General features: G+C 61.4%; 18 protein-coding genes. 12 read left to right on the top strand and 6 right to left on the bottom strand.

Annotated features, from left to right (window positions below):
- Position 1 precedes the first annotated feature (1 nt).
- Positions 2 to 370, bottom strand: coding sequence for an Hpt domain-containing protein (locus DMP08_RS02930; protein WP_123191504.1), 369 nt, complete (start codon positions 368 to 370; stop codon positions 2 to 4).
- Positions 371 to 622: 252 nt separating this feature from the next.
- On the opposite strand from DMP08_RS02930, the gene DMP08_RS02925 reads away from it, so the two are divergent.
- A complete protein-coding gene (locus tag DMP08_RS02925) occupies positions 623 to 2,578 on the top strand; it encodes a fructose-1,6-bisphosphatase (RefSeq protein ID WP_123191503.1) in 1,956 nt (651 codons plus the stop codon).
- A gap of 5 nt (positions 2,579 to 2,583) precedes the next feature.
- Complete coding sequence (locus DMP08_RS02920; protein WP_114565987.1) at positions 2,584 to 2,925, top strand: arsenate reductase family protein; 342 nt, start codon at positions 2,584 to 2,586, stop codon at positions 2,923 to 2,925.
- A gap of 11 nt (positions 2,926 to 2,936) precedes the next feature.
- Here the strand turns inward: DMP08_RS02920 and DMP08_RS02915 are convergent, their stop codons facing one another.
- From DMP08_RS02915 to DMP08_RS02905, 3 genes are all read right to left on the bottom strand, one after another.
- Entirely contained in the window at positions 2,937 to 3,197 is a 261-nt protein-coding gene (locus DMP08_RS02915; protein ID WP_123191502.1) for a hypothetical protein, read from the bottom strand.
- Positions 3,198 to 3,348: 151 nt separating this feature from the next.
- Positions 3,349 to 4,644, bottom strand: a complete 1,296-nt coding sequence (locus DMP08_RS02910) for a sensor histidine kinase (RefSeq protein ID WP_123191501.1) — start codon at positions 4,642 to 4,644, stop codon at positions 3,349 to 3,351.
- Between the two features lie 4 nt (positions 4,645 to 4,648).
- Positions 4,649 to 5,371, bottom strand: coding sequence for a LytR/AlgR family response regulator transcription factor (locus DMP08_RS02905; RefSeq protein WP_123191500.1), 723 nt, complete (start codon positions 5,369 to 5,371; stop codon positions 4,649 to 4,651).
- Positions 5,372 to 5,565: 194 nt separating this feature from the next.
- Here DMP08_RS02905 and DMP08_RS02900 point away from each other — a divergent pair, with 194 nt between their 5' ends.
- The 6 genes from DMP08_RS02900 (at position 5,566) to DMP08_RS02875 (ending at position 14,130) form a co-directional block, all read left to right on the top strand.
- The gene (locus tag DMP08_RS02900) at positions 5,566 to 7,365 is read left to right on the top strand and encodes an InlB B-repeat-containing protein (protein WP_161555409.1); all 1,800 of its coding nucleotides are present in this window, start codon (positions 5,566 to 5,568) and stop codon (positions 7,363 to 7,365) included.
- Positions 7,366 to 7,441: 76 nt separating this feature from the next.
- Complete coding sequence (locus DMP08_RS02895) at positions 7,442 to 7,882, top strand: hypothetical protein (protein ID WP_123191570.1); 441 nt, start codon at positions 7,442 to 7,444, stop codon at positions 7,880 to 7,882.
- A gap of 217 nt (positions 7,883 to 8,099) precedes the next feature.
- Positions 8,100 to 9,680, top strand: coding sequence for a phosphoglycerate dehydrogenase (gene serA, locus DMP08_RS02890; protein WP_123191498.1), 1,581 nt, complete (start codon positions 8,100 to 8,102; stop codon positions 9,678 to 9,680).
- 210 nt (positions 9,681 to 9,890) lie between these two features.
- Positions 9,891 to 11,420, top strand: a complete 1,530-nt coding sequence (locus tag DMP08_RS02885; RefSeq protein ID WP_123191497.1) for a 2-isopropylmalate synthase — start codon at positions 9,891 to 9,893, stop codon at positions 11,418 to 11,420.
- Positions 11,421 to 11,899: 479 nt separating this feature from the next.
- Complete coding sequence (locus DMP08_RS02880) at positions 11,900 to 13,384, top strand: aldehyde dehydrogenase family protein (protein ID WP_123191496.1); 1,485 nt, start codon at positions 11,900 to 11,902, stop codon at positions 13,382 to 13,384.
- A gap of 269 nt (positions 13,385 to 13,653) precedes the next feature.
- On the top strand, positions 13,654 to 14,130 hold the full coding sequence (locus tag DMP08_RS02875) for a PaaI family thioesterase (RefSeq protein ID WP_244596767.1): 477 nt from the start codon (positions 13,654 to 13,656) through the stop codon (positions 14,128 to 14,130).
- Between the two features lie 63 nt (positions 14,131 to 14,193).
- Here the strand turns inward: DMP08_RS02875 and DMP08_RS02870 are convergent, their stop codons facing one another.
- Positions 14,194 to 14,847 carry a TetR/AcrR family transcriptional regulator C-terminal domain-containing protein gene (locus DMP08_RS02870; protein WP_123191494.1) on the bottom strand — a complete coding sequence of 218 codons (654 nt, stop codon included), beginning with the start codon at positions 14,845 to 14,847 and terminating at the stop codon, positions 14,194 to 14,196.
- Between the two features lie 345 nt (positions 14,848 to 15,192).
- On the opposite strand from DMP08_RS02870, the gene DMP08_RS02865 reads away from it, so the two are divergent.
- Both DMP08_RS02865 and DMP08_RS02860 read left to right on the top strand, forming a co-directional pair.
- On the top strand, positions 15,193 to 17,274 hold the full coding sequence (locus tag DMP08_RS02865) for an oxidoreductase (RefSeq protein ID WP_123191493.1): 2,082 nt from the start codon (positions 15,193 to 15,195) through the stop codon (positions 17,272 to 17,274).
- 138 nt (positions 17,275 to 17,412) lie between these two features.
- On the top strand, positions 17,413 to 18,597 hold the full coding sequence (locus DMP08_RS02860) for an acyl-CoA dehydrogenase family protein (RefSeq protein WP_123191492.1): 1,185 nt from the start codon (positions 17,413 to 17,415) through the stop codon (positions 18,595 to 18,597).
- Between the two features lie 364 nt (positions 18,598 to 18,961).
- Here DMP08_RS02860 and DMP08_RS02855 read toward each other — a convergent pair whose 3' ends face one another.
- On the bottom strand, positions 18,962 to 19,816 hold the full coding sequence (locus DMP08_RS02855) for a phage tail protein (RefSeq protein ID WP_123191491.1): 855 nt from the start codon (positions 19,814 to 19,816) through the stop codon (positions 18,962 to 18,964).
- Between the two features lie 396 nt (positions 19,817 to 20,212).
- On the opposite strand from DMP08_RS02855, the gene DMP08_RS02850 reads away from it, so the two are divergent.
- On the top strand, positions 20,213 to 21,352 hold the full coding sequence (locus DMP08_RS02850; RefSeq protein ID WP_123191490.1) for an acyl-CoA dehydrogenase family protein: 1,140 nt from the start codon (positions 20,213 to 20,215) through the stop codon (positions 21,350 to 21,352).
- A 51-nt stretch (positions 21,353 to 21,403) separates the two neighbouring features.
- Positions 21,404 to 22,195 (top strand): electron transfer flavoprotein subunit beta/FixA family protein, encoded by a 792-nt coding sequence (locus tag DMP08_RS02845; protein WP_123191489.1) that lies wholly within the window; start codon positions 21,404 to 21,406, stop codon positions 22,193 to 22,195.
- Positions 22,196 to 22,211 lie beyond the last annotated feature (16 nt).

The following is a 22,211-nucleotide window of genomic DNA, read 5'->3' as shown; positions in this document are numbered from 1 at the left end:
GTTATCTTTCCTCGGTGTCGTCCAGCAGGGCGTCGATGCAGGTGATCGCCTCCTGATAAACTCGTTCGGTTTCCTTGAACAGGGGGGCGACGGCTTCGTTCGGCTCCTGCGGCCGCAAGGCTTCCGTGAGCTTGGACGAGCAGTCTACGAGCTTCGTCAAACCCAGGTTGAGCGATGCCCCTTTGATGGTATGGGCGGCGCGAAAGGCGGTTCGGTAGTCTTGGCTCTCGACGGCTTCGCGCAGAGCGTCGAAGGAGGGGTCCCGCCTCATGATGCGAAGATATTTCACTATGCGCTCGTCTCCGCCGATCCTGCGAAGGGATTCGGAGTAGTCGGCGTCCATGTGAGCGTAAAGGGTTTCCAGCGTCATTTCGCTCGTTCGCCCTGCCTTCGTCTTGATTGCGAAATAGTACCGATTACTTTACCGTAAAACGCAACGGGCTTCATCGGTAATTTTGATCAGATTGCATTCCAATGCATTCGACATCGAATTGAGCCGATCCGAAACGATGCGCATCCCCATCGAGAAATCACGCCGCTCGTTCGTTGCGGTGCTCGTTACCGCATGTTTGCTGGTACTATCATTCGGTTAACGTGTCAGTACCCCACAAGGAGGCTATGCATGGAAGCGACGGAACTGCGGTATTTGGAGCTCCTTTCCCGACTGTTCCCCTCTGCCGCCAAGGCTTCGGCGGAGATCATCAACCTCAGCGCCATTTTGAATCTTCCGAAGGGCACCGAGTTCTTCGCTTCGGACATCCACGGCGAATACGAGGCGTTCTCTCATATCCTGCGCAACGGATCCGGCTCCATCCGCCTCAAGATAGACGATGTGTTCGGCGACGAGCTGAGCTCGGAGGAGAAGCGCTCGCTCGCCACGCTCATCTATTACCCGCGTGAGAAGATGGAACTGGTCTTGTCCCAGGTGGACGACCCCGAGGCATGGTACGGCGTCATGGTGCCGCGGTTGGTGGCCGTGTGCAAGCGCGCCGCGCGCAAATACACGCGCTCGAGGGTGCGCAAGGCGCTTCCGAAGGATTTTGCGTACATCATCGAGGAGCTGATGACCGAGAACCGCCATGGCGTTGACAAGCAGGCCTACTACGCCGCCATCATCGACGCCGTCATACGCACGGATCGGGGCGGGGCGCTCATAGAGGCCCTGTGCCTGCTCATCCAGCGGCTGGCCATCGATCATCTGCACATCGTGGGAGACATCTACGATCGAGGCCCGTATCCCCATGTCATCATGGATGCGCTTACGGAATACCATTCGCTGGACATCCAGTGGGGCAATCACGATATCGTGTGGATGGGCGCTGCGTTGGGGCAGCGCGGCTGCATCGCGCACGTGGTGCGCAACTGCGCGCGCTACGGAAACCTTTCCATTCTGGAGGATGCGTACGGCATCAACATCCTGCCGCTCGCTTCGTTCGCGCTCGATGCGTATCGCGACGATCCTTGCGTGGCGTTCGGGCTGAAGGGCAATCCGGAGCTGACGCCCCAGGAGCTCGAGATGAACGTCAAGATCCAGAAGGCCATGGCCATCATCCAGTTCAAGGTGGAAGGGGCGCTCATCGACGAGAACCCCGACTTCGGCCTTGAGGACCGCAAGCTGCTCGGAAAGATAGACCACGGGCGCGGCACGGTGGTGGTCGACGGGATCGAGTACGAGCTGGCCGATACGGTGTTTCCCACGGTGGATCCGGCCGACCCGTATCGTTTGACCCCTGAGGAAGAAGAGGTGATGCAGCGTCTCGAACAGGCTTTCACCGGTTGCGAGAAGCTGCAGCGCCATATGCGCTTCTTCCTGGAAGCGGGAAGCCTGTACAAAATCTACAACGGAAGCCTTCTGTTCCACGCGTGCGTGCCCTTGAACGCCGACGGAACCTTGAAAGAGGTGGACGTTTTCGGCGAAAAGCACAAGGGACGGGCGCTGTACGACGTCATGGAGCATTGGGTGCGCGCGGCTTTCAACGATCCCGATCCGGAGCGTGCGAAGCGCGGGCGCGATCTTCTTTGGTACCTGTGGCTGGGGGAGGGGTCGCCCCTGTTCGCGAAGAGCAAGATGGCCACGTTCGAGCTGTACCTGATCGCGGACAAGGCGGCTCGCAAAGAGGTTAAAAACGCGTTCTATTCGTATCTGGACGACGAGGCCGTTCTGGCTGGGATATTCGAGGACTTCGGCTTGGATCCCGAGACGTCGCGCATCGTGTGCGGGCATGTGCCGGTGAAGGTGAAGGACGGCGAGGACCCGGTGAAATGCAACGGGCGGGTGCTCACCATCGACGGCGGATTCTCCAAGGCGTACCAGCCGACGACCGGCATCGCCGGCTACACGCTGATCTCGAACTCGTACGGCTTCGTCTTGGCGGCGCACGAGCCGCTCGAGTCCACGCGCGCCGCGGTCGAGAACGAGCTGGACATCCACTCGTCGCGCCGTGTGGTCGAGCGCGTGGAGAGGCGTACGCTTGTGGCCGACACGGACACCGGCGCGCTTCTGAAGCGGCAGATCGCCGATTTGGAGCAGCTGCTGGCGGCGTACAGGCGCGGCGACATCGCCGAAGGCGGGAAGTAGGAAGCATGAACATCCAGGTATTCGGCACGAAGAAAAGCTTCGACACCAAGAAGGCCCAGCGCTACTTCAAGGAGCGCCGCGTGAAGTTCCAGTTCATCGATTTGAAGGAAAAGGGCATGAGCAAAGGGGAGTTGGAGTCGGTCTGCCGCGCCGTGGGCGGGATCGACAAGCTGGTGGACCCGAAGGCGAAGGATGCCGATCTGGTGGCGCTGCTCGCGTATTTGAGCCCCGACCAAAAGTTCGACAAGGTTTTGGAGAACCAGCACGTTGTAGCGGAGCCGGTGGTGCGCAACGGAAAGCAGGCCACGGTGGGCTACGCCCCGGACGTGTGGGGAAGCTGGGAATAGGCGCGGCGCGGTTATCTGATCGGCTGCCTCCCGCTTTTCTCTGAGAGCGTTGCGTGACGCACGGGGGATGTGGTTCGCAAGGGCGACTGCGCTTGCAGCGACTCTTTCTCTTTCGCGGTCACTTTACGACGACGGTCGGCCGCCCGTTCCACCCAGGCGTCGCGCGCCTTTGCGCTTTTGAATTCATGCAGTACCGGCGACGTTTTGACGAACTTTTGCCCCATTCCTAGTTCGTGACTGTCCTGGACTGCGTAATATGCCTTGACCTTCATGGTGCTGCTCCGATGTTTGTAGGAAAAGCGGGGCTGGACAGGGACGTTTCGCCTCCCGCGTTTTTCTCGCGCTTCGCTTGGTTTAAAGTTAGTGTAACCTAACTTTAAGGAGAAACAAGAGCGGCGTGCCGAAGTTTGGGCGGCGGGAGCGCTATGCGGGCTGCTGCTCCAAGGGGATGGCAATGCGGGCGACGAACGCGCCGCCGACGGTTTCGTACAGGGACATGCCTCGGTGCTTTTCCACGATGGCGTCCACGCTTTTGACGCCGAAGCCGTGGCCTTCCTCGGACGTCGTCGGCCTGTCGTTCTCCATGGTCACGACTTTGTAGCAGGGGTTTTCGACAAGGATCAGCAACGTGCGGTCGGCGGCGCTCGTAATTGCCAAGCGAACCTCGCGGTTTCGACCGTCGTGCACGTTCGAGCAGGCGGTCACGGCGTTTTCCAGCAGGTTCGACAGCAAGGCGCACCATTCCGTGTCGCTCAGCGGCGTGTGCCGGGAAAGGCTTGCCGTTACCTGCATCGACACGTCAAGGTGGTGCGCCTTTGCGGAAAACGAGGACAGTATCAGGTTCGTCGTCTCGTCGTTGCAGTATCGCTGCGGGGTGATGGCTTCCAGATCGGCTTCGATTTCCGTCAGGTACTCCTTGAGCTTTTCGGCGTCGCCTTCGGCAATCAAATTGCTGACAAGGGAGAGGTGGTGGCGCATATCGTGGCGGTAGGCTGCGGTTTGCGCGGTTGTCTCGCGCAATCGGCCGAGCTCGAGTTTGGCCTGGTCGAGCTGCGCTGCGGCGGCTTGCTGTTCGCGCAGGAGCACCTGTTTTTCGCGCGTGTTCTTGAATACGCGAAAGACCAGGTAATACGACAGCACCGTAAGCACAAGGGGTACCAGGCGCGCGTTCAGCCCGGCGGGCAGGTCCGTGATGGAGAAGCTGCCCCGTGCCGAGAACGCGTACAGCTCGTACGTCAACGGGATCAGGGAGAAGCGCGCGAAATCGCCGGGCTCTCCGTGCTTTAGCGCGTAGACGAACAGGTTGCGGAATCCTCGTGCCGCCACGAAGAGCATTAATCCGCACGTTATGGCGAAGATGGCCAGCTCGGCCCAGACCCCGGTTTCCCGATGCAGGCGCGCGATCGAGTCCACGATGACGGGGACTGCGCAGGACACGAAGGCCGTGAGAAACGCGAACACCACTTTCCAGCCGCGGTACGGCGATACGATCGAGAACGCGATCAAGATGGGAGCATGCATGAGCAGGGCGTACGTCCGCGCGTACGCATCGCGTCCGAACAGCAGGAACACGGCGACGTTGACGATGATCGTGCCAAGGGCGAATGCGACCGCGACCTTCTTGCGCCGCGGCGGGATCTCGGCGGGTTTCACGTCGAGCAGGATCCACATGAGGGCAACGGCGTAGACGGGCAGGATGAATACGGGAACGAGCGACATGGGGCTACGCCATTTCCGCTTGCAGGAACAGCCGTTTCAGGTAGGCGGATTTGACCTCGCCGGACAATCTGCGCGACAGGGGGACGGATTCGTTCGAGAACGTGCGCAGGCTCAGCTTGTCGAGCTCTTGGATCTGGTCGAGGTTCACGATGAACGCCCGATGCGCGCGCACGAACTCGGGGCGCTCCAGAAGCTTCGACTCGTAATCCGACAGCGATCCCGCCGTTTCCTTCACGCTTCCGTCGGTCATATGGAAGCGAACCGTTCGATTGAGCACTTCGACGAAGGCGATGCGCGCGAACAAGATGCCGGCGACTCCTCCCTTGAGCTTGACGGTCAAGCCGTCGCCTTGCCGGTCCACGGTGCGGCGAAGCTTGTCCAGGACGGCGAACAGCTTGTCGCGGGTCACGGGCTTCAGAAGGTAGTGAAACGCATCCACCTCGTAGCTTTCCACTGCGAACTCGGGCGACGAGGTGAGAAACGCGATGCGAGCGCCTTCGTCGAATCCCCTGATCTCGCGCGCGATCTGGATGCCGTCCACGAAGGGCATCATGACGTCGAGCATCATCAGGTCGAAGCGCTCCGTGCGAACGTCGTCAAGCAGCGCCACGCCGTTCGCGTAGGTGCGGATCGAGAGGTTCGCCTTCGTTTCCCGGCGGTACGTTTCCAGCAGGCTTGCAAGCGAAGCCAGATCTTTGGGGTTGTCGTCGCAAAGCGCGATGCGCACGGTGATGCCTTTCTGGCCGAATGCGGGGGTTCCACTAGGTATTGTCGCTGAACGCAGCCGGAAACGCCACCGTTTTTTCCCGCGCCGTTCATGTTGGGAAACCTTACCGTTCGTGCAGAAAACGGTTTGCAGATCGAATATATGACATGATTACCCTCAAAGCGTACGCGATCGAATGGAAGGAAGGGAAGCCGATGGGCAAACGATGGGCGAAGGCGCTCGCGGGGGCGGTCCTGATGCTTGCTTTGATGCCGGCGGCGGCGTTCGCGGCGGAGTCCGCCGCGTCGTTCGGCGGCGGCACCGGATCGGGCGACGATCCGTACTTGATCGAGAACGAGGCCCAATTGCGCGCCATGGGAGCCGGACTGAACGACGGCACCCTCTCGAACGCGAGCTTCAAGCTGACGGCGAACATCGAGCTCGCTGAAGTTTGGGATGCTCCTCACGGGATGTACTCCGGCACCTTCGACGGGGGCGGGAAGACGATCTCCGGCTTGGTCGTCAACGACGGCGCTTCGCAGGCGTCGCTGTTCGGCATGGTGAGGGGCCGTATCGTGAATTTGGGGTTGGCGAACGTTGCCGTGACCGGGGGGAACTACACCGGCGCTTTGGCGTCGGAGCTGCGGGGCGGCGTCGTTTCGCGTTGCTTCGTTTCGGGCGCGGTCAGCGGTATCGATTCCGTGGGCGGGCTGGTGGGTTGCGCCACCGATGGCGCGCTTATCGAGAACTGCTACAGCACGGCTTCCGTGACGGGGTCGTCAACCTCCATCGGCGGCATCGCAGGCTTCGTGCGTTCAAGCGCGAACGTTTCGTATTCTTACAGCTCGGGAGGCGTGCAGGGGGCGGAGAAGGTCGGCGGCATCGTGGGCAACGTGGACGGAGAGAACGTCATCAAGAACTGCGCGGGGCTCAATCCTTTCGTCATTGCGACGAATGCCGCCGCGTCGGCGGGCCGTATCTGGGGCGGCGTCCATAATGGGGCGGTGTTCGAAGGCGCGAGCAATTACGGGTTCGCGAGCGCGAAAGAGGACGGCAAGACCGATGGCGCCGTGCTCGAGAAGGGCGCCGAGACGAAGAACGGCGCGGATGCGTCCGCAACGGACATCGTCGACGCATCGTGGTGGCAGCGCCGGGACGGACTCGGGTTCATAGCCGCTCCTCTGGGCGCTTGGACGTTTTCCTCCGGGAACCTGCCCGTGCTGATGGGCGAGAAGAACCCGGTTCCCGACTATATCGCGTCCAGGGCCGTGTGCACCGTTTCGTTCGACGTTGCCGGCGGCAGCGCCGTGGAGCCCCAAACGGTCAAGGCCGGATCGAAGGTCGCCAAGCCGGCCGACCCGGTGAAGAGCGGTGCGGCGTTCGGCGGATGGTGCAAGGATCCCGCATTGACCGTTCCGTGGGATTTCGAAAGCGATACGGTTGCCCGCGATACCACGCTGTACGCGAAGTGGACGGCTTTGGCGCCGGTGTACGTCGACCGCACCGTCGTGGACGAAAAGAGCCTGGTCCAGGTGAGCGGGAAGCTGACCGAGGGCGCTGTGCTCGAGGTGGCGCCCTTGTCCTCGGGCGCTGCGTACCAGGCGGTTTCGGCGCAGGCCGGCCGTGAGGGGCACGACGTGCTTTCCGCGTACGAGGTGCGCGTGACGGGCGGCTCGTACGAGGGCGCGTTGCGGCTGTCGTTTCCTTTGGATAGGAAGCACGATGGGAAGACGGTCACGGTTCGCCATCTGAAGGCGGACGGAACCGTGGAGACGATGACGGCCGAATGCGCGAACGGAAGGGTGCTGGTCAGCGTGGACGAGCTTTCGCCGTTCGCCTTGACGGCGCCCAAGGACGTGCAGGGCGGCAAGGTCGTGCCGACGGCCAAGGCTCAGGCTAAGACGTTGGCTAAAACGGGAGACGCGTCGAGCACGACGGCTTTGGCGTTGATCGCGTGCGCGGCGGCCGGTGCCGTTGCGCTGGGCGCGGCCGGTTCGCGCAAGCGCGACGAATAACGAAGAGGGAAGCGAAGGATCCGCCGGCTTCAAGCGTTGCCTCGCGCGGATCCTTCCCGAGAACATGGAGGATGACATGGAAAAGAGCACATCGCAGAAGGCTTTGAAGGTGATCTCGATCATCATGATAGTTGTGGGAGTTTTGGGGCTTGCCTTTTCGCTGTTCTTGCTCATCGGCGGCGGCGCGATGGGCGTGACGGGCGTGGACATGGCCGACGACGGCACGGCCGTAGCGGGCGGACTGGCTATGATCTTGGGATTCGGCTTGCTCCTATCGTCGCTTTTCGACCTGATCATCGGCATCTTCGGCGTACGCGGGGCCAACAACCCCAGCAAGATCGGCGTGTTTTTCGTGCTGGCCGTCATCGGCGTGGTGTTCGGCGCGCTGAATCTGGTGGGTACGCTGTTCAACGGCTTGGACTTCTCGTCCATCGTGAGCTCGCTGCTGTCTTTGGGCCTGCCCATTGTGTGCGTGGTGCTTGCGAACAATATCAAGCATCAGGAAATGCGCTGGTAAAGCAGGGGCTTTCTTTCAACTGCAGGACGCATGCGGCGCTTGGTCGGCCGCATGCGTCCTGCATTCGCATTTCATCGGTTATTTCGCCGCTCGGCCTTTCGCGCGAGCGGTTTTTTCGTATCATGGGTACGCTTGCTCGGTCAGGGCCGCATGTTCGGCTAGGGCGGAGCGGTTTTCATTCCGACACTATTCCATGAGGCAAAAGGTGGGTTCCGTTATGACGAAGAAGGTGCTGGTTTCCGAGAAGCTGGCTGAGGCTGGCCTTGCGGTGCTGCGCGACAAGGGCATCGAGGTTGACGTCAGGCTGAAGATGACGCCCGAAGAGCTGCTCGCGGCCATTCCCGACTACGACGGGCTCATCGTGCGGTCGGCCACCAAGGTCACGCGCGAGGTGATCGAGGCGGGCGGCAAGCTGCGCATTATCGGGCGCGCGGGCGTGGGCGTCGACAACGTCGACGTGGACGCCGCCACCGAGCGCGGAGTGATCGTGTGCAATGCGCCCACGTCCAACATCGTGTCGGCCGCCGAGCATACCATGGCGCTCATGCTGGCTTGCGCGCGCAACATCGCGCCGGCGAACGCGTCCATGCATGCGGGCGTGTGGGAGCGCGCCAAGTTCACGGGCGTCGAGCTGTACGAGAAAACGCTGGCCATCTTCGGTTTGGGTCGCATCGGCGGCTTGGTGGCAGAGCGTGCTCGCGCATTCGGCATGAAGCTGGTGGGCTACGATCCGTACTGCAGCCCTGAGCGCGCGGAGCAGTTGGGCGTTACGCTGTACGACGACGTGGACGCCATCGTGCCGCTTGCCGACTTCATCACCGTGCACCTGCCCAAAACCAAGGAGACCATCGGCATGTTCGGGCCGGAGCAGTACGCCGCCATGAAAGACGGCGTCATCTTGGTGAACGCCGCGCGCGGCGGCATCTTCAACGTCGATTCCCTGGCCGACTTCCTGGCGGCGGGCAAGATCGGCGCCGTGGGCCTGGACGTGTACGAAACCGAGCCGTGCCGCGAAAGCCCGTTGCATGAGTTCGAGAACGCCATCCTCACGCCGCATCTGGGCGCCAGCACGCTTGAGGCGCAGCTGCGCGCAGGCGTGCAGACGGCCGAGTACGTGGCGGCCGGCCTTGAAGGGTCCATCGTCCCCACGGCCCTCAACATGGCTCCCGTTCCCCCTGAGGTCATGGACACGGTGGGGCCCTACGTTCCCGCCTGTCAGATGATGGGAAGCATGTTGGCTCAGATCCATGGCGAGATCCCCCAGTTCTTGAAGCTGACGGCCGCCGGCACGCTGGCCAACGCAGATCTTTCCATTCTGGTGGCGGGCACGCTCAAGGGGCTGCTGTCCTATCAGAATACGGCTACGGTCACGCCGGTGAACGCCGAGGCCGTGGCGAAGCGCCATGGCATTCGCATCGACACGCTCTCGAGCGCCGATGCATCCGGTTACGCTTCCACGGTGTCCATCGTTGCCGACGGCACCGAGGTTGCGTGCACGCTTGCCGGAGAGGCCCAGGCTGCGCGTCTCGTGTCGCTTTTGGGTTACAAGATGGATATCGCCCCGGCGTCGCAATCGCTCGTGTTCGAGTACGAAGACGCTCCGGGCCGCGTGGGAACCATCGGAACCATTCTGGGCGAAGCGGGCATCAACATCACCACGATGCAGATCGGCACGAAGCCGGAGGAGCGCTGCGCTCTTGTGTACATGAACGTGGAGGGCACGGTTGACGACGAAGTGCTGGCGAAGCTGCGCGCGGGCTTGGTCGATCTCAAGAATCTCTGGTACATCAAGCTGTAAGATCGGGGGAGGGGCTGCAGCGGTGCTTCCGGAACGCGCCGCTCGCCTCCCTTTACGGTCGGTTTCCCGGAATTGACCGGAGCTCGAAGAATCCCAATTGAATTGGTTGGCTTAATTAGCTATGATTGTCAAACCAATTTGAGCAGTCTGCCGCCCGCAGCGCCCTTCGGCGTAGCGGGCGGCAGGCGTATGACGGGAAGGAATGAGCACATGACGCGCAAGATCGATATCTTCGACACCACGCTGCGCGACGGCGAGCAGTCGCCGGGCGCATCCATGAACACCGAGGAGAAACTGGTGGTCGCGCGTCAGCTGCTACGTCTGAACGTCGACGTCATCGAGGCGGGTTTCCCCATTTCGAGTCCGGGAGACTTCGAGAGCGTTCGCCGTATCGCCGAGCTGGCGGGAGATGCGGCCGTCGTCTGCGGCCTGACGCGCGCGGTGGAGAAGGACATTGATTCGGCGGCCGACGCGCTTCGCTACGCCAAGCGCCCGCGCATCCATACGGGCATCGGCGTGAGCCCGAGCCACTTGCGCGACAAGCTGCGCATTTCAGAGGACGAATGCGTCGAGCGCGCGGTCAAGTGCGTGAAGTACGCGAAGAAGTACGTCGAGGACGTGCAGTTCTACGCGGAGGACGCGGGCCGTTCGGACTACGATTTCCTGGTGCGCGTGATACAGGCGGTCGTGAACGCGGGAGCTACCGTGGTGAACATTCCCGACACGACGGGCTACTCGCTGCCCGAGGAGTTCGGGCAGCGCATCAGGTACCTGGTCGATGGCGTGAACGGCATCGAGAACGTGAAGATCGCCGTGCATTGCCACAACGATCTGGGCATGGCCACGGCGCTTGCCATGGCCGGCGTGAAAAACGGCGCGCGCCAGGTGGAGTGCACGATCAACGGTTTGGGCGAGCGCGCGGGCAACACGGCCATGGAAGAAGTGGTCATGGCCATCAAGATGCACGAGGCCGAGCTGGACGCGCGCACCGACGTGAACACGCGCGAATTCGTGAAGGCCAGTCGCTTGGTGTCGTCCATCACCGGCATGAACGTGCAGGCAAACAAGGCGATCGTGGGCGCGAACGCGTTCGCTCATTCTTCGGGCATCCATCAGGACGGCGTGCTGAAGAAGCGCGATACCTACGAGATCATCGATCCGGCGGACGTGGGTGCGGGACAAAGCCAGATCGTGCTCACGGCGCGTTCGGGCCATGCGGCGCTCAAGCACCGCATGGTGGAACTGGGCTACGATCTTGAGGGCGAGGCGCTCGACCAAGTGTACGAGGCGTTCCTCAACTTGGCCGACAAGAAGAAGGAAGTCTACGACGAGGATCTGGAAAGCCTCATCAACGAGCGCGAGCGCAACGAGCGCGCCCTCTACACGTTGGAGGCCATTCAGATCAGCTGCGGTTTCCCGCTCACCCCGACTGCGACGCTCACGCTGCGCGATGCCGAGGGCGAGATTCGCACGGTGTGCGAGTACGGAACCGGCCCCATCGACGCTGCGTTCAAGGCCGTGGACAAGATCGTGCAGGTGGGCAACGACCTGACCGAGTTCACGGTGACGTCCGTTACGCGCGGCATCGACGCGCTGGGCGAAGTGACCGTGCGCGTGACGGCCGAGGGCGGCGAGGCGTACACCGGTCGCGGTGCGGATGGCGACATCATCGTTTCATCCGCGAAGGCGTACCTGAACGCCTTGAACCGGCTGCTTCTGGACAAGCAGCAGCGCGCGTAGCATCGTCTGCCGAGCGCCGGCCTTCGATAGGGGCCGGCGCTTTTGTGTGCTCTTTGCCTTTCGATCTGCGCGCTCGTCGTGCGAGTCGAGAGGTTGCGAGCAGGCCGTCGTCCTCGCATTTCTGTCAGGGTCCTTTTTCACTGTGCAACGGGATCGGCTCGGAGTGGGGCGATGGCTTCGCGTTTTCGCTGTCGAGCAGAAATCGATGTTTGTCCGACTGGCCGTCGCTTTGTGCGGGCAACCCGCGCGGCGTCTTCCTTGCCGCTCGTCTCGCGGTTGCGTCCGGTAGCATCCGCCCCGTTTTCCGTATGCGTGCCATGGAATTGACACCTGATCACCCACGTTTACCGACCGTTGACGATTCTTCATGGGAAGACGACAGACAGCGCCTTCGCCTACAGGGTATGCTAGGGCCAGCGATCATAGTGAATCGCTCTTCAAGGCGCATTTGCTGCGCTTCCAAGAGAAAGGATGCACGAATGAACAATCCTGCTCAGGAATCTTATCAACTCTACATCGGGGGCCAGTGGGTCGATGCGTCCGACGGCGCGACGCTCGATGTGTACTGCCCTGCGAACGGGGAGAAGCTCTCCACTATCGCCGACGCGTCGAAGGACGACGTCGAGCGCGCCGTCGATGCTGCGTGGCAGGCTTTCGAGACCTGGGGCAAGACCGACAAGGCCGAGCGCGCCATCATCTTGAACAAGGTGGCCGACATCATCGAGGCGAACGCCGAGCATTTCGCAATGCTCGAAACGCTTGACAACGGCAAGCCCATCCGCGAGACGCGCGCCATCGACGTAGCCTACTCCGTCGACCACTTCCGTTACTTCGCCGGCGTGCTTTTGGCTGACACGGGCGAGGCCGACATGCTGCCGGGCAACATGATGTCGCTGGTGCTCCATGAGCCTATCGGCGTTGTGGGGCAGATCGTTCCCTGGAACTTCCCCTTCCTCATGGCCGCATGGAAGCTGGCGCCCGTTCTGGCGGCTGGCGACTGCACGGTGTTCAAGCCGTCTTCGACCACGTCGTTGACGGTGCTCGAGCTTGCGCGGCTGACGCAGGACGTCATCCCGGCCGGCGTGTTCAACGTGGTCACGGGCCGCGGATCGAAGTCCGGCCAGTATATTCTGGACAACGAGCGCATCGGCAAGCTGGCGTTCACCGGTTCTACCGAGGTCGGTCGCGACGTCGCCCGTGCGGCGGCCGAGCGCTTGATCCCGGCCACGCTGGAGCTGGGCGGCAAGTCCGCGAACATCATCTTCCCCGATTGCAAGTGGGACATGATGCTGGACGGCGTGCAGCTGGGCATCCTGTTCAACCAGGGCCAGGTATGCTGCGCCGGCAGCCGCATTTTCGTCCATGAAGACGTTTACGATAGGTTCGTGGAGGATGCCGTGAAGGCCTTCGAGAATGTCAAGGTCGGTTTGCCGTGGGAGGACGATACCCAGATGGGCAGCCAGATCGATCAAGGCCAAATGAACAAGATCCTCGAGTACGTGGAAATCGCCAAGCAGGAGGGCGGCAGGGTGCTCGTGGGCGGCGAGCGCGCCACGGAAGGCGAGCTGGCGAAGGGCGCGTTCCTCAAGCCGACGCTGCTGGAGGTGCCGAACAACTCGTGCCGCGTGGCTCAGGAGGAGATCTTCGGGCCGGTTGCCGTGGTCATCAAGTTCAAGGACGAGCAAGAGGTCATCGACATGGCCAACGACTCGGTGTACGGCTTGGGCGGTGCCGTGTGGACCCGCGATATCAACCGCGCGTTCCGTGTGGCGCAGGGCGTGAAGACGGGCCGTATGTGGGTGAACACCTACAACCAGATTCCGTCGGGCGCGCCGTTCGGCGGCTACAAGCAGTCCGGCATCGGTCGCGAGACGCACAAGGTCATGCTCGAGCACTACACGCAAGCCAAGAACATCATGATCAACCTGGGCGAAGAGCCGAGCGGCTTCTACCCCCAGAAGTAGCGCTGCAGGCGGTTCGCGTTTCAGCCTTCGAAGGGGTCCGGCATTGCGCCGGGCCCCTTTTGCGCGGTATGCAACCATTGGCGCGCGGTTGGGTCGGGCGCGCTTTCCCTGTGAACGGCGGCTTCGGGGCGCATCTGCAAGCCCCCGTTTTAGTTGCGGGGTCCTGCAGAGGTTCACGTCGGGTGCGATTTGTCCGTGTCGCTGGCTCGTGCGGGCCGCTACCATGAAGCGCAGACGATGGGAAGGGAAGGGCGAAACCAGTGGCTACCATGAATCCGGAACACGCGAGCGCGGTGATCGAGCTGATCAACCGCTCTCCTTACTTCGAGCTGCTTGACGTGAAGTTGGTGGAGTTGGGCGAGGGGTCGTGCATCGTGTCGTGCGATCTTCAGCGCAAGCACATGAACGCGTTCGGCGGAACCCATGGCGGCGCGTATGCCTCGCTGCTCGATTGCGCTGCGTATTGGGCGCTGTACGGATGGCTTGAAGAGGACGAGGGCTGCACGACGATTGACATCAACGTATCGAACCTCAAGGCTTCGAGCGTCGGCGCCGTTACGGCGACGGGTCGCGTCGTCAAGCGGGGTCGCACCATGTGTTTCTGCGAGGCTGAAGTTCGTGACGAGCAGGGCGCACTGTTGGCGCATGCAACTTCGAAGCTATTGGCAGGACCCCGTCTTCAGCCTATGAGCGCGGCTGTGCGCGAACTGGGCTCTGCCGCGTTGCCGCCGAAATTTCCTGCATGAGAAGCAAAGCGCCCTGAAGAAAAAGCGCGCAATTCGCAGCCTTTCCTTCAGGGCGCTGAAAGCCTACAGGTTGCGTCGCAGCTGCGCTTCCTTGATCTGCATTTCGAGCGAGCTGTGGATGATGTTGGCGAAAGGGCCTGCCTGACCGGTTAAATGCTCCACAGTGGGCTGGTCGCACTTGCGGATGTAGTAGTACAGAAACGCGCAGGTGTAGAACTCGGCAAGGAACTGAATGTTCTCGTTGGGAAGGTAGCGGTTCGACAAAATGGTGTCGATGTCCGTGCGCAATGCAGGCAAGTACAGGTTGTACAGGTAGTTGCGCAGCGAATAGGGGCTGTTGTCCACGAGCGCTTGCGTGTAGAATCGCCGCTTCGCCTCCAGCACGTTGCCGAAGCATTCGAAGAACTCGGAATGGTCGAGCGAGCGAACGCCGGATTTCTGCAGGATGTAGTAGGGGAAGCGGGAGATGGAGTCGTTCGAGTTCTCTTCGTATACCAGCGCGCTTTCGGGGAATCGCTTCTTGAGCTTCTGGCCTAAATCGTAGCGGAATATCCACGTGATGAGGCATTCTTTGTTCTCGAAATGGTAGTAGAACGTCTTGCGGTTCTTCCCAGTGCGCTCGATGATGTCGCTGATCGACACTTTCTTCAAGGGCATTTCGTCGCAAAGCGCCACGAAGGTGTCGGCGATGAGGAGCATCGTGCTTAGCGCGTTCATAGGGCTGCCTCGCTCTCGGATTGTACGGCCTGCGGTGAACGCTTGCAGTATAGCGTGTGCTGCCGGCTATTTCTAGGACAAAATAAAAAAAATGTGCATGTTTGTAGTTTGCAAACCCCCAGAATTGGGATAACTATGCCCTAAAAAGCCCACTAAATGGGCAATTTGTACCAGCAATGTTGGGTTAAACACCCCGAATAACCAACAATCTAATCTATCTGTCCATCGTCAGCCCAAAAGTCAGCGCGTACAATGACGATCAAGAGGTCGGGCAAAACGAGTCGCCCTCTTGGCGTATCACGTGAATGAACGCTTGGCAAACGCAAAGCGGAAAGGGGTTGTAACGTGGCAAAGTATCAGAAGCTGCTCGAGCCGTTCTCGATCGGCAACGTCGAGCTGAGGAACCGGTTCGTCATGCTGCCGATGACGATCGAGAAGGTCGACAACTATCACATTTCGGACGATTTGGTGGACTTCTACGAGCAGCGCGCTAAGGGCGGCGTTGGTCTGATCGAAGTGGGCAGCGCGTACATCTGCGATTGCTTCAACACGGAGCCGAAGTACCACACCACGACGGGCGCATGCGGCATCTGGGCTGACGAGTTCAACCCCGGTTGGCAGCGTATCGCCGAGGTTTGCCACAAGCACGGTGCCAAGGTGGCCGCGCAGCTGCAGCTGTGCTACGAGTGGCGCGCCTCCGGCGACGATCCGCTGCTGTCCTACGCACCCTCCAAGGACGTTCCCAGCGGTCCGTTCGTGGGCATGCCCGAGCGCGAGTACACCAAAGAAGAAATCGCCATCGTGGTGAAGCAGTACGGCGAAGCTGCCAAGCGCGCCAAGGACAGCGGCATCGACATCATCGAGATCCACGCCGGCATCGGCTACATGGTCATGCGCTTCCTGTCCAAGTACTCCAACCATCGCACCGACGAGTACGGCGGAAGCGCCGAGAACCGCGCTCGCTTCCTCTGCGAGATCGTCGACGAGATTCACAAGACCTGCGGCGACGACATGCCCATCTTGGTGCGCATCTCCGCCGACGACTTGATGCCGAACGGCAACCGCATCGAGGACACCCTCGAAATCATCCCGATCGTCGAGAAGCACGGCGTGGACGCTTGGAGCGTGCAGGCTGGCTTCCACGAGGCTCCGCGTCCGGTTGCGAACCAGATCGTTCCCGAAGGCGAGTTCATCGATCTTGCCAAGCAGGTGAAGACCGTTACGAGCAAGCCCGTCTTCCCCGGCACCCGCATCAATACGCTTGACATGTGCGACAAGGTTGTCACGCAGGGCTACGGCGACGCCGTGGGCATGGCGCGCCAGTTCATCGCCGATCCCGACACGGCTGCCAAGGTTGCCGCTGGTCATCCCGAGCAGGTTCGCCCTTGCATCGTGTGCAGCCGCTGCCTGGACAACATCTTCATCGGCAAGCCGTGCCAGTGCTCCGTCAACGCCAACGTGTGGGAGGGCGTCAAGGTGGGCCTGCCCGAGGAGAAGCCGGCCGAGGCTCAGAAGCACGTCGTCGTCGTTGGCGCCGGCCCCGGCGGCCTGGAAGCTGCTCGCGTTGCGGCCGTTCGCGGCCACAAGGTGACCGTGCTCGACAAGTCCGACCGCGTTGCCGGCCTGCTGGGCATGGCGCAGGTGCTCAACGCCAAGATCGAGCCGCTGGTGTCCTACTGGAACGAAGAGATGAAGCTGCATCCGAACATCGAGCTCAAGCTCAACACCTACGTGGACGCCGACGCGGTGAAGGCCCTCAACCCCGACGAGGTCATCGTGTCTCCCGGTGGCGGCATCATCAGCCTTGACGTTCCCGGCATCGACGGCAAGAACGTCGTGAAGTCCGAGGACATCAAAGAGATGTGCTCCGGCAAGGTTCCCGAGGGCAAGGGCATGCTGTGGAAGGCTGCCGTTGCGGCCATCAAGGCGCAGGGCGGTACCGTGGGCTTCATGCGCATGGGTCTGAACATGGCGTCCGGCCCCACCGCTATCGTGGGCAAGCGCGTCGTGGTCGTGGGCGGCGGATTCGCCGGCTTGGAAGTTGCCGAGGCAATGTGCGAGAACCGCGAGATCACGGTCATCGAAGAAGCCAAGAAGATGGGCAACGGCATCGGCATCATCGACAAGAACCCCACCATCAACTTGGTGAAGTCCAAGGGCGTGAAGCTCATGCCGCTGACCCGACTGGTCGAGGTTACGAAGAAGGGCGCGAAGGTTCAGAACGTCGAGACTGGCGAAGAGCAGCTTATCGAGTGCGATACCATTCTGACGTCGCTCGGCGTCGAGCAGAACACCAAGCTCTACGACGAGATTGCCAAGGTGTTCCCGAACGCCAAGCTCATCGGCGACGCTACCACGCCGGCCGGCAAGGTGTACCGAACGCTCGAGGCTGTCAAGGGCGGCTACGCAGCGTCGATGACCCTGTAGCTCTTATGGCACAACCCGGAGACGCGGCGTCGCTGCGCCTCTGGAAGCGGATGCCGTCCGCTGCAACGGCGGCATCCTATCACCAAGGTTCAAGCACGCAAGTGTTTTGAATAGAGACCGTCCTTTGAAGGAGGAAACATGGATTTCAGCTACACCCCGGAACAGCTCGAGATCAAGAAGGGTATTCGCGAGTGGTGCAAGGAGCACCTGACCGAGGAAGTCATCGCTGCCGGTTACAAGAACCGCGGCATCGCTCCCGAGGTTGCCAAGGCTTGGGTTGACGACGGCTGGGGCATGTACGGCCTGCCCGCGGAGTACGGCGGAAAGCCGGTCGATCATGTGACCATGGCCATGATCATCGAAGAGCTCAACCATGCTGGCGGCAACATCCCCATGGCTCCCAACCTGCTCATCATGTTCGACATGTGCGAGTTCGGCAACCCCGAGCAGGTCAAGTACGCTATCGACTACTACAAGGAGAACGGCTATCCTCCGTACTGCCTGGCCATCTCCGAGCCCGGTGCCGGTTCCGACAACCAGGGCATGGAAACTTGCGCCACCAAGGATGCCGACGGCAAGATCCACATCAACGGCACGAAGACCTGGGTGACCTCGGGCGAGAACTCCGGCGGATTCATCGTTGTCTGCAAGGACGAGGATCCGTCCCGCGAGAACAAGGAAATGTCCATGTACCTGGTGGCTTCCGACGCTCCCGGCGTGACCATCGAGCCGCTCAACAAGATCGGCATGCAGATCATGCCGTTCTCGATGATCCACTTCGACGACGTCGTGGTCGAGGAGAGCGCGCTGCTGGGCATCAAGGGCAAGGGCTTCTACCAGCTTATGAAGAACTTCGAGTGGGAGCGCTGCGTGCTTTTGGCCGAGCTTCTGGGCGAGGCTCAGGCTGCTATGGACGACGCCTGCGCATGGACCAACGAGCGTCTGCAGTTCGGCAAGGGCATCAAGACGTTCCAGCTGGTTCAGGAGCACATCGTCGAGATGCAGATCGAGCTCTCCAACACCCGTAACTTCCTGTATCGCACCTGCTGGAAGCTTGACAACGGCATCCCCGTCAACAACGACGCCGCCATGCTCAAGCGCTATGGCGCTCCCGCGATGACCGACTGCTGCTCGCGCGCTCTGCAGCTGATGGGCGGCCTGGGCTACACCGACGAGACCCGCGTGTCCCGCCTCATGCTCGACTGCCGCGGCTTCCAGATCGGTGGCGGCACCGTCGAGATCATGGTGCACATCTCCGGTCGCGGCATCCTCAAGGAGTACGCGAAGGCCGTGGAGGATCCGGATCACCTGTACACGATCTAAGTTCCACCTACCCGTCGGATCGTCTTTTCCCAGACGTTTCCGAAAGCGATGCGGAAGCCCCTGTGCAAGCCGGGGCTTCTCGCCGTTTATGGGAGCGCCTCGATCGATCGTGGGCGCAAAGGGGGACCTGTGACGATCCTGAAGGGGATTTCGACCGGTTAAGATGCTGCGTGATTTTCACCACCTGGGGTTTTGTTTGGTTTGCAAGCGCAGTGACGCAGGAAAGGCTCCCGATGACTGCCAGGGGTCCTCGTTTGCGCCCATGCCGGCGGGGGGGAGGACGTGCTGTCGACGCGATGACGAAGCCCTGCGCATGCAACGCGCAGGGCTTCGCAGGAGGTTTTCGTTATCGCGCGAAGGGGGTTTAGAGATTCTTGAAGGATCCCTTGCTTCCGTGGCAGTTCATACCGATGGCGCGGATGGAGCAGAAGGAACGGTACTTGCAGCGGCCGCACGCGCGCCTGCGGCCCTTTTGCGTGGGGTCGTACATGCCCACGACGCCGACCGTGCTGAAGGGAGGGTCGAACGCTCCGTCGGCGTTCAACTTCAAGCCCAGGCGTTGTTCAGACTGCGTGTAGAACACGAACTGCGAACGGGACTCCAACGGGAAGTCGCCGACGCCCGGGCAGAGTCGGTCGTCGGTGTAGAGATCTTCGTCCAGGGCGGTTTTCACGATGTCGGCGTTCACGTGGTCGGCCGTGCTCTCCACCAAAGCAAGCGCGCACGCGCGTGCGATGGCGCGATCGAGGTCGTCCGCGTTTGCCGGCAGCGCTTCGGGCCGCTCGGGCCCGATGGTTGCGGCCATGAGCGCGCAATGCGTGGCGCGACGCAGCTTTTCGTAGGAGCTTTGCCCGTGGAACACCATCATGGTGCCGACCAGCTTGATGGCGGGTTCGACGTATTTGGGAGGTAGCGTGCAGATGGCGGGGTTGAACACCTTGTAAGCTCCGCGCGGTTCGTACGCGGCAAGGCAAGCGGCAACGGCGCGGTCGATGCGATGCGCGGCATCTTCGGAAAGCTCGGGTTCGAACGGCTCGTCGGTCACGTCGTCCGGATCGCCCGATGCGGGCTCTTCCTCGGTTGGAGCTTCGTCGAGTTCGGACGGATCGATGCCGAGCGCTCCAAGCGCATCGTCGTCCAGCTGGCGCAGCACGTCAAGATGAGAAAGCGCGTCTATTTCGCACGGCACTTCGATGATCTGCCGAAGCTGGACGGCCATAGTGGTTCTCCTTTGCGGGCTTGCTTGCGCCTTGCGTTTTCCGGGCGCAATTCAAATGATCTCTCAGTGTGATGATAGCGCGTCGGAGGTTGATGCGACCCGGTCATTTACTTTCCTGTGTGCAGTTTTCGCACATGCGTATCGGGGCAGAATTCGCAGCTTACCCAATCGGATTTGACTGCGCATGTACAAGGAAGGAACAGAACCAAATCTTTGGCCAGCAATGATGCTCATTCCGTTTGTTTTGACCGTAGGCATACTTTGTTGACGCTCTATCATGAAAGTAATCAGTGGGAAAGGAATACGCCGTTGCAATCGCTTGTGGGCGATTCGGCCTGTATGCGGCGGCCTCCTGCTATCAATCCTCGATCAAAGCACGATAAGGGAAGGGGTCCCATGTACGAACTAACGCAAGAGGAGCGCATGATCCTCGCGATGGTGGACGATCTGTGCGTCGACGTTGTGTCGCAGCGTGCTGCCGATATTGACGAGGAGGACGAGTTCCCCGAGGACATCTACGAGCTGTTCGTGGAGCAGGGCTTGTTCGCGCTTGCGTACGGCGAGGAGCACGGCGGCGTCGAGGTGAGCATGCACTGCTGGGTGCAGGTGATCGAGCGCATTGCGCGGGAGTCTCCGGCTGTGGCCCTGATGATCCTTATTTCGGCTATCGGGTCAGACGCGTTGGTGTTTTCCGGCACCGACGAGCAGAAGGAGTCCATCCTTCCCGCGCTGGCCGCAGGCGAAGCTAAGATCTGCTTTGCGTTGACCGAGCCCAATGCCGGCTCCGATATTTCCTCTATCGCGACAACGGCTCTGCCCGACGGGGACGGCTACGTGATCAACGGAAGCAAGATATTCATCACCAACGGCGCCGTAGGAGACTACTTCACGGTGTTTGCGCGCGTCAACGAGGATGGCGAATCGAAGCCTTCGTGCTTCGTCGTGCATAAAGACACGCCGGGTCTGATCATCGGCCGCAAAGAGGACAAGATGGGGCTGCGCGGCTCCGTGACGTCGCAGCTGTTCTTCGAGAACATGCACGTGGGTCCCGAAACCGTGGTAGGCAACGTGGGCGACGGCTTCGAGATCGCGCACCACACGCTCAACCGCGGTCGCTTGGCCGTTGCCGCGCTTGCAACGGGCGTGACGGCCGCATCGCTTGCGGCAGCTGCGGCGTACGCGAAGGACCGTATCCAATTCGGCAAGCACATTGCCGATCTGCAGGCCATCCGCTTCATGCTGGCCGATATGGAAATATCCCTGGAAGCTTCGCGTCTGCTGCTCGACCAGGCATCGTCCGCGTTCGGCGGCGACATCCAGGCCATGATGAAAACCGCTTCGGTGGCCAAGGTGTACTGCTCTGAGGCGGCGGTGAAGGCGTCGGAAACGGCGGTGCAGATCTTCGGCGGCTACGGCTTGTGCAAGGATTACCCGGTCGAGCGTTATTACCGCGACGCGAAATCGTTCACCATCGTCGAAGGGACCAGCCAAGTTCAGCGTTCCCTTATTGCGAAATCGGTTCTGAAGGAGTATTAGAAAGCGTTGCGCCGCCGAGCGCGGCGCGATGACTACGAAGGGGGGCTGCCCATGAACGTTGCAGTCTGCATCAAGCAAACCGTCGACACCGAGGCGGAGGTGCGCGTCGATTCCGAGGGACGCGTGTCGACCGAGGGCCAGACGCTCGTTATCGATCCGTACAGCGAATTCGCGGTCGAGCGAGCGGTGCAGTTGAAAGAGGAGCACGGCGGGGAAGTCTTCGTCGTGTGCGTAGGCGGGGACGAGTCGATGCCTGCCGTTCGGCATGCGCTGTCCATGGGCGCGGATGCGGGGTACCTCATCGACGACCCGGCTCTTTGCGATATCGATGGTGCGGCGAAGGCGCGGGTGCTGTCCGCCGCCCTCGATCGCCTGTCCGTGGATCTGGTTTTGGGCGGGTGCAAATCCGCCGACACGTCGAGCGCGCAGACCATGCCGCGCGTTGCCGAGCTTCGCGGCCTGCCGTGTGTGCAGGTGGTCACGGAACTGACGGTTGACGTAGCGGGTGCAACGGTGCGCGCCACGCGCGAGATCGACGACGGCGTTGCCTTGGTTGACGTTGCCTTGCCCGCCGTGGTAACGGCGCAGCAGGGCCTGGCCGAACCGCGCTATCCTAACGTTCGGTCGATCATGCAGTCGAAGAAGAAGCCCGTCACGGTGTGGACGCTTGCCGATATAAGCGTCGATCAGGCGGAAGTCGTTGAGGCGGAGCCCCGAACCCGCGTGCTGCGCTATCGCGAGAAGCCCGCCCGTCAGGGAGGGCGCGTCGTCGAAGGCGAAACGACTGCCGAGGTGGTTCGCGCCACGATGGATTTGCTGGCTAGCGAAGCCAAGGTCTTGTAGGACGAAAGGGGATCAC

The organism is Paraeggerthella hongkongensis (assembly GCF_003726035.1).
GTDB lineage: Bacteria > Actinomycetota > Coriobacteriia > Coriobacteriales > Eggerthellaceae > Paraeggerthella > Paraeggerthella hongkongensis.
Note: the sequence above shows the minus strand (reverse complement) of the source record. Positions and strands in the feature narration are given on the sequence as shown.

Coding starts and splice junctions, on each gene's coding strand:
- DMP08_RS02930 (WP_123191504.1), bottom strand. CDS start 370: ATGACGCTGGAAACCCTTTACGCTCACATGGACGCCGACTACTCCGAA.
- DMP08_RS02925 (WP_123191503.1), top strand. CDS start 623: ATGGAAGCGACGGAACTGCGGTATTTGGAGCTCCTTTCCCGACTGTTC.
- DMP08_RS02920 (WP_114565987.1), top strand. CDS start 2,584: ATGAACATCCAGGTATTCGGCACGAAGAAAAGCTTCGACACCAAGAAG.
- DMP08_RS02915 (WP_123191502.1), bottom strand. CDS start 3,197: ATGAAGGTCAAGGCATATTACGCAGTCCAGGACAGTCACGAACTAGGA.
- DMP08_RS02910 (WP_123191501.1), bottom strand. CDS start 4,644: ATGTCGCTCGTTCCCGTATTCATCCTGCCCGTCTACGCCGTTGCCCTC.
- DMP08_RS02900 (WP_161555409.1), top strand. CDS start 5,566: ATGGGCAAACGATGGGCGAAGGCGCTCGCGGGGGCGGTCCTGATGCTT.
- DMP08_RS02895 (WP_123191570.1), top strand. CDS start 7,442: ATGGAAAAGAGCACATCGCAGAAGGCTTTGAAGGTGATCTCGATCATC.
- serA (WP_123191498.1), top strand. CDS start 8,100: ATGACGAAGAAGGTGCTGGTTTCCGAGAAGCTGGCTGAGGCTGGCCTT.
- DMP08_RS02885 (WP_123191497.1), top strand. CDS start 9,891: ATGACGCGCAAGATCGATATCTTCGACACCACGCTGCGCGACGGCGAG.
- DMP08_RS02880 (WP_123191496.1), top strand. CDS start 11,900: ATGAACAATCCTGCTCAGGAATCTTATCAACTCTACATCGGGGGCCAG.
- DMP08_RS02875 (WP_244596767.1), top strand. CDS start 13,654: ATGAATCCGGAACACGCGAGCGCGGTGATCGAGCTGATCAACCGCTCT.
- DMP08_RS02870 (WP_123191494.1), bottom strand. CDS start 14,847: ATGAACGCGCTAAGCACGATGCTCCTCATCGCCGACACCTTCGTGGCG.
- DMP08_RS02860 (WP_123191492.1), top strand. CDS start 17,413: ATGGATTTCAGCTACACCCCGGAACAGCTCGAGATCAAGAAGGGTATT.
- DMP08_RS02855 (WP_123191491.1), bottom strand. CDS start 19,816: ATGGCCGTCCAGCTTCGGCAGATCATCGAAGTGCCGTGCGAAATAGAC.
- DMP08_RS02850 (WP_123191490.1), top strand. CDS start 20,213: ATGTACGAACTAACGCAAGAGGAGCGCATGATCCTCGCGATGGTGGAC.
- DMP08_RS02845 (WP_123191489.1), top strand. CDS start 21,404: ATGAACGTTGCAGTCTGCATCAAGCAAACCGTCGACACCGAGGCGGAG.